General features: G+C 65.1%; 1 protein-coding gene. It reads right to left on the bottom strand.

The features are described 5' to 3' along the window. Positions 1-226: cupin domain-containing protein (locus SB754_RS19930; RefSeq protein WP_410784114.1), on the bottom strand; the 226-nt coding region annotated here is incomplete at its 3' end. Positions 227-278 lie beyond the last annotated feature (52 nt).

Raw genomic sequence — 278 nt, 5'->3', positions numbered from 1 at the left:
CCTGCCCGGCGTTGCGCCCGTCGCTCGCCTCGATCGCCGCATCGAGCAGCCGCGACATCCACCCCCAACTCCGACTCGACACGGGTTCGTGGACCACTCTCGGCAACGATTCGAGCAATGGGTTGAACGGGTGCCGGTCACACGCGAAGTACCCACAGACGATCCGGCAGCGATCGGCGTTCGCATCGCCGTTGATGTCGATGACAAACGGTAGGGCTTCGGTCAACGGCCGGTAGTACTGCGAGAGGTCAGGCGCACCGCAGAGGCCTTGAGCCGAG

It is taken from the genome of Leifsonia sp. SIMBA_070, from assembly GCF_046534635.1.
In the GTDB taxonomy this organism is placed as follows: Bacteria; Actinomycetota; Actinomycetes; order Actinomycetales; family Microbacteriaceae; genus Leifsonia.
This window is presented reverse-complemented; position numbering and strand designations above follow the sequence as displayed.